Genomic DNA, 5,353 nt, shown 5'->3' on the forward strand with positions numbered 1-5,353 from the left:
GGGTGTGGTGTTTGTGGTGTAAGTTGTCGGCCTATTAGTACGGGTCGGCTTCACGAGTCTTTGGTCCTCGCTTCCACGTCCCGCCTATCAACCCAGTGGTCTGCTGGGGGCCTCCCACCATAAATGGTATGGAAATCTCATCTCGAAGCGGGCTTCCCGCTTAGATGCTTTCAGCGGTTATCCCATCCGAACGTAGCCAATCAGCGGTGCACTTGGCAGTACAACTGACACACCAGAGGTTCGTCCGTCCCGGTCCTCTCGTACTAAGGACAGACCTTCTCAAATTTCCTGCGCGCGCAGCGGATAGGGACCGAACTGTCTCACGACGTTCTAAACCCAGCTCGCGTACCGCTTTAATGGGCGAACAGCCCAACCCTTGGGACCTACTCCAGCCCCAGGATGCGACGAGCCGACATCGAGGTGCCAAACCATGCCGTCGATATGGACTCTTGGGCAAGATCAGCCTGTTATCCCCGAGGTACCTTTTATCCGTTGAGCGACGGCCGTTCCACAACGTGCCGCCGGATCACTAGTCCCGACTTTCGTCCCTGCTCGAGCTGTCGCTCTCACAGTCAAGCTCCCTTGTGCACTTACACTCGACACCTGATTGCCAACCAGGCTGAGGGAACCTTTGGGCGCCTCCGTTACTCTTTAGGAGGCAACCGCCCCAGTTAAACTACCCATCAGGCACTGTCCCTGACCCAGATCATGGGCCGAAGTTAGGAATCCGGTACGGCCAGAGTGGTATTTCAACGATGACTCCACCCGAACTGGCGTCCGGGCCTCACAGTCTCCCACCTATCCTACACAAGCCGCACCGAACACCAATACCAAACTATAGTAAAGGTCTCGGGGTCTTTCCGTCCTGCTGCGCGTAACGAGCATCTTTACTCGTAGTGCAATTTCGCCGAGTTCATGGTTGAGACAGCGGGGAAGTCGTTACTCCATTCGTGCAGGTCGGAACTTACCCGACAAGGAATTTCGCTACCTTAGGATGGTTATAGTTACCACCGCCGTTTACTGGGGCTTGAATTCTCAGCTTCGCCTTGCGGCTAACCGGTCCTCTTAACCTTCCAGCACCGGGCAGGAGTCAGTCCGTATACATCGTCTTGCGACTTCGCACGGACCTGTGTTTTTAGTAAACAGTCGCTTCCCCCTGGTCTCTGCGGCCCCGATCCCCTCCCGGTCGCTAGTACCGTTCAAGGTTGGGGCCCCCCTTCTCCCGAAGTTACGGGGGCATTTTGCCGAGTTCCTTAACCATGATTCTCTCGATCGCCTTAGTATTCTCTACCTGATCACCTGTGTCGGTTTGGGGTACGGGCGGCTGGAACCTCGCGTCGATGCTTTTCTTGGCAGCATAGGATCACCGGATCACCCCCACGAGGGGGGCGCCTATCGGGTCTCAGGCATCGTGAACGGCGGATTTGCCTACCGTTCGCCCTACGCCCTTGGACCAGGTCGATTCCATTGCCTGGCCCGGCTACCTTCCTGCGTCACACCTGTTAATACGCTTACCTCCCTGGCTCGGGTCCCGCGCCTCGCCACCGGTGGGCCCCCCGAAGGGAACCCGGTGGTGGTCCGGGGCGGTTAGCATCGCCAGCTCGGTATGGGCGGTTCTTCGCCGGTACGGGAATATCAACCCGTTGTCCATCGACTACGCCTGTCGGCCTCGCCTTAGGTCCCGACTTACCCAGGGCAGATTAGCTTGACCCTGGAACCCTTGATCATTCGGCGGACGGGTTTCTCACCCGTCTTTCGCTACTCATGCCTGCATTCTCACTCGTGCCGTCTCCACCGCTGGTTCACACCGCGGCTTCACTGCCGGCACGACGCTCCCCTACCCACCCAGGCGGCTGGACCACGAAGGCCTACCTGTTACCTGGATGACGCAACTTCGGCGGTGTGCTTGAGCCCCGCTACATTGTCGGCGCGGAATCACTTGACCAGTGAGCTATTACGCACTCTTTCAAGGGTGGCTGCTTCTAAGCCAACCTCCTGGTTGTCTTCGCAACTCCACATCCTTTCCCACTTAGCACACGCTTGGGGGCCTTAGTTGGCGTTCTGGGCTGTTTCCCTCTCGACTATGAAGCTTATCCCCCACAGTCTCACTGCTGCGCTCTCACTTGCCGGCATTCGGAGTTTGGCTGACGTCAGTAACCTTTTGGGGCCCATCGGCCATCCAGTAGCTCTACCTCCGGCAAGAAACACGCAACGCTGCACCTAAATGCATTTCGGGGAGAACCAGCTATCACGAAGTTTGATTGGCCTTTCACCCCTACCCACAGCTCATCCCCTCCATTTTCAACTGAAGTGGGTTCGGTCCTCCACGCGCTCTTACACGCGCTTCAACCTGGCCATGGGTAGATCACTTCGCTTCGGGTCTAGATCACGCCACTGAGTCGCCCTATTCAGACTCGCTTTCGCTACGGCTTCCCCACACGGGTTAACCTCGCGACGTAACACTAACTCGCAGGCTCATTCTTCAAAAGGCACGCCGTCACCCCAACAAGGAGGCTCCGACGGATTGTAGGCACACGGTTTCAGGTACTGTTTCACTCCCCTCCCGGGGTACTTTTCACCTTTCCCTCACGGTACTTGTCCGCTATCGGTCATTAGGTAGTATTCAGGCTTACCAGGTGGTCCTGGCGGATTCGCACGGGATTTCTCGGGCCCCGTGCTACTTGGGATACCTTCACAGGGCGGCGGAAAGCATTACGGCTACGGGACTCGCACCCCCTATGGTCCGGCATTCAAACCGGTTCGCCTATACTTCCGCACCTCGCCCCACCAGTCCGGCAGAACTGGTATGGATGGTCCCACGACCCCGGCCATGCAACGCCCGCCGGCTATCACACATGGCTCGGTTTAGCCCCATCCGCTTTCGCTCGCCACTACTCACGGAATCACTGTTGTTTTCTCTTCCTGCGGGTACTGAGATGTTTCACTTCCCCGCGTTCCCTCCACGCAGCCTATGTGTTCAGCTGCGGGTCACACAGACACTCGCGCGCTGTGCGGGGTTTCCCCATTCGGAAATCCTGGCGTCAACGTCCGGTTATCGACTCGACCAGGCTTATCGCAGATTCCCACGTCCTTCTTCGGCTCCTAATGCCAAGGCATCCACCGTGCGCCCTTGAAAACTTGACCACAAACAGGTCAAGCAAAGGCATTCTACAAATCGAGAAAACCACGCCCGCACCGCGAACGGCCCGGACAGGGTCTTCCATCAAAGAAATTGCTTTGCACGGACACCCGAAGGCGCCCGATACAAGATGCTCGCGTCCACTATGCAGTTCCCAAACAACAACCCCGTCGCACCCACCGGACACCGCCGCCCACCACCGGACAAACCGGGGGGGGACTTCTGCGGGCCGAGGCCATGCGCGGGACAAACCGAAACACAGAACCGCCGCCACCCCGCCACCCCCGCACCGCCAAACGGCGGGACAAGGGGGGTCGGGAAGGCGTGCGGGCCTGTTGTCTCAGGGCCCAACAGTGTGCCATGGACCCGGTCCGCGTCTGCGCCCGGAACCCCGCTCCAACCCCCCAAGGGGGGCGTACTGGGGATCCCGGAACCACACGGTCCGGGCCACGATTCGTTGACATTCCACCCATGAGCGCCCGCCGGCCGACGAAAGCGGCCGATACGGGCATGCACTGAACCGGCGGCCACGGCACGGGAACCCGCGCCGGACACCGGCTAGCTGCTCCTTAGAAAGGAGGTGATCCAGCCGCACCTTCCGGTACGGCTACCTTGTTACGACTTAGTCCCAATCGCCGGTCCCACCTTCGACGGCTCCCTCCCACAAGGGGTTGGGCCACCGGCTTCGGGTGTTACCAACTTTCGTGACTTGACGGGCGGTGTGTACAAGGCCCGGGAACGTATTCACCGCAGCGTTGCTGATCTGCGATTACTAGCGACTCCGACTTCATGGGGTCGAGTTGCAGACCCCAATCCGAACTGAGACCGGCTTTTTGGGATTAGCTCCACCTCACAGTATCGCAACCCTTTGTACCGGCCATTGTAGCATGCGTGAAGCCCAAGACATAAGGGGCATGATGATTTGACGTCGTCCCCACCTTCCTCCGAGTTGACCCCGGCAGTCTCCCATGAGTCCCCGGCATAACCCGCTGGCAACATGGAACGAGGGTTGCGCTCGTTGCGGGACTTAACCCAACATCTCACGACACGAGCTGACGACAACCATGCACCACCTGTGAACCGGCCCCAAAGGGGAAGCCGTGTTTCCACGGCGGTCCGGCCCATGTCAAGCCTTGGTAAGGTTCTTCGCGTTGCATCGAATTAATCCGCATGCTCCGCCGCTTGTGCGGGCCCCCGTCAATTCCTTTGAGTTTTAGCCTTGCGGCCGTACTCCCCAGGCGGGGCACTTAATGCGTTAGCTACGGCGCGGAAAACGTGGAATGTCCCCCACACCTAGTGCCCAACGTTTACGGCATGGACTACCAGGGTATCTAATCCTGTTCGCTCCCCATGCTTTCGCTCCTCAGCGTCAGTTAATGCCCAGAGACCTGCCTTCGCCATCGGTGTTCCTCCTGATATCTGCGCATTTCACCGCTACACCAGGAATTCCAGTCTCCCCTACATCACTCTAGTCTGCCCGTACCCACCGCAGATCCGGGGTTGAGCCCCGGACTTTCACGGCAGACGCGACAAACCGCCTACGAGCTCTTTACGCCCAATAATTCCGGATAACGCTTGCGCCCTACGTATTACCGCGGCTGCTGGCACGTAGTTAGCCGGCGCTTCTTCTGCAGGTACCGTCACTTTCGCTTCTTCCCTACTGAAAGAGGTTTACAACCCGAAGGCCGTCATCCCTCACGCGGCGTCGCTGCATCAGGCTTTCGCCCATTGTGCAATATTCCCCACTGCTGCCTCCCGTAGGAGTCTGGGCCGTGTCTCAGTCCCAGTGTGGCCGGTCACCCTCTCAGGCCGGCTACCCGTCGTCGCCTTGGTGGGCCGTTACCCCGCCAACAAGCTGATAGGCCGCGAGTCCATCCCCGACCGCTAAACCGCTTTCCACCCCCCGCCATGCGGCGGAGGGAGAATATCCGGTATTAGACCCAGTTTCCCGGGCTTATCCCAGAGTCGGGGGCAGGTTACTCACGTGTTACTCACCCGTTCGCCACTAATCGGCCCAGCAAGCTGGGCCTCATCGTTCGACTTGCATGTGTTAAGCACGCCGCCAGCGTTCATCCTGAGCCAGGATCAAACTCTCCGTAAAAACAAAACGGACACAACCAGGACGGCCCAAGGAAAATCGGGCCGACGGCTGCACCAAGCAAAACAATCCCGGCAAAAAACCCCTCCCACCGCACGGGGTGCGACAGGAAAAGG

At 58.9% G+C, this 5,353-nt stretch carries 2 rRNA genes; both read right to left on the reverse strand.

Annotated elements, in window-relative coordinates:
- Positions 1-13 precede the first annotated feature (13 nt).
- Positions 14-3,144: ribosomal RNA gene (locus tag ACETWP_RS17260) — 23S ribosomal RNA — on the reverse strand.
- Between the two features lie 568 nt (positions 3,145-3,712).
- Positions 3,713-5,240: ribosomal RNA gene (locus tag ACETWP_RS17265) — 16S ribosomal RNA — on the reverse strand.
- The 16S and 23S rRNA genes sit together here, the layout of an rRNA operon.
- Between the last annotated feature and the right edge of the window lie 113 nt (positions 5,241-5,353).

The sequence above is a fragment of the Arthrobacter halodurans genome, assembly GCF_041877255.1.
Taxonomy (GTDB): domain Bacteria; phylum Actinomycetota; class Actinomycetes; order Actinomycetales; family Micrococcaceae; genus Arthrobacter_N; species Arthrobacter_N halodurans.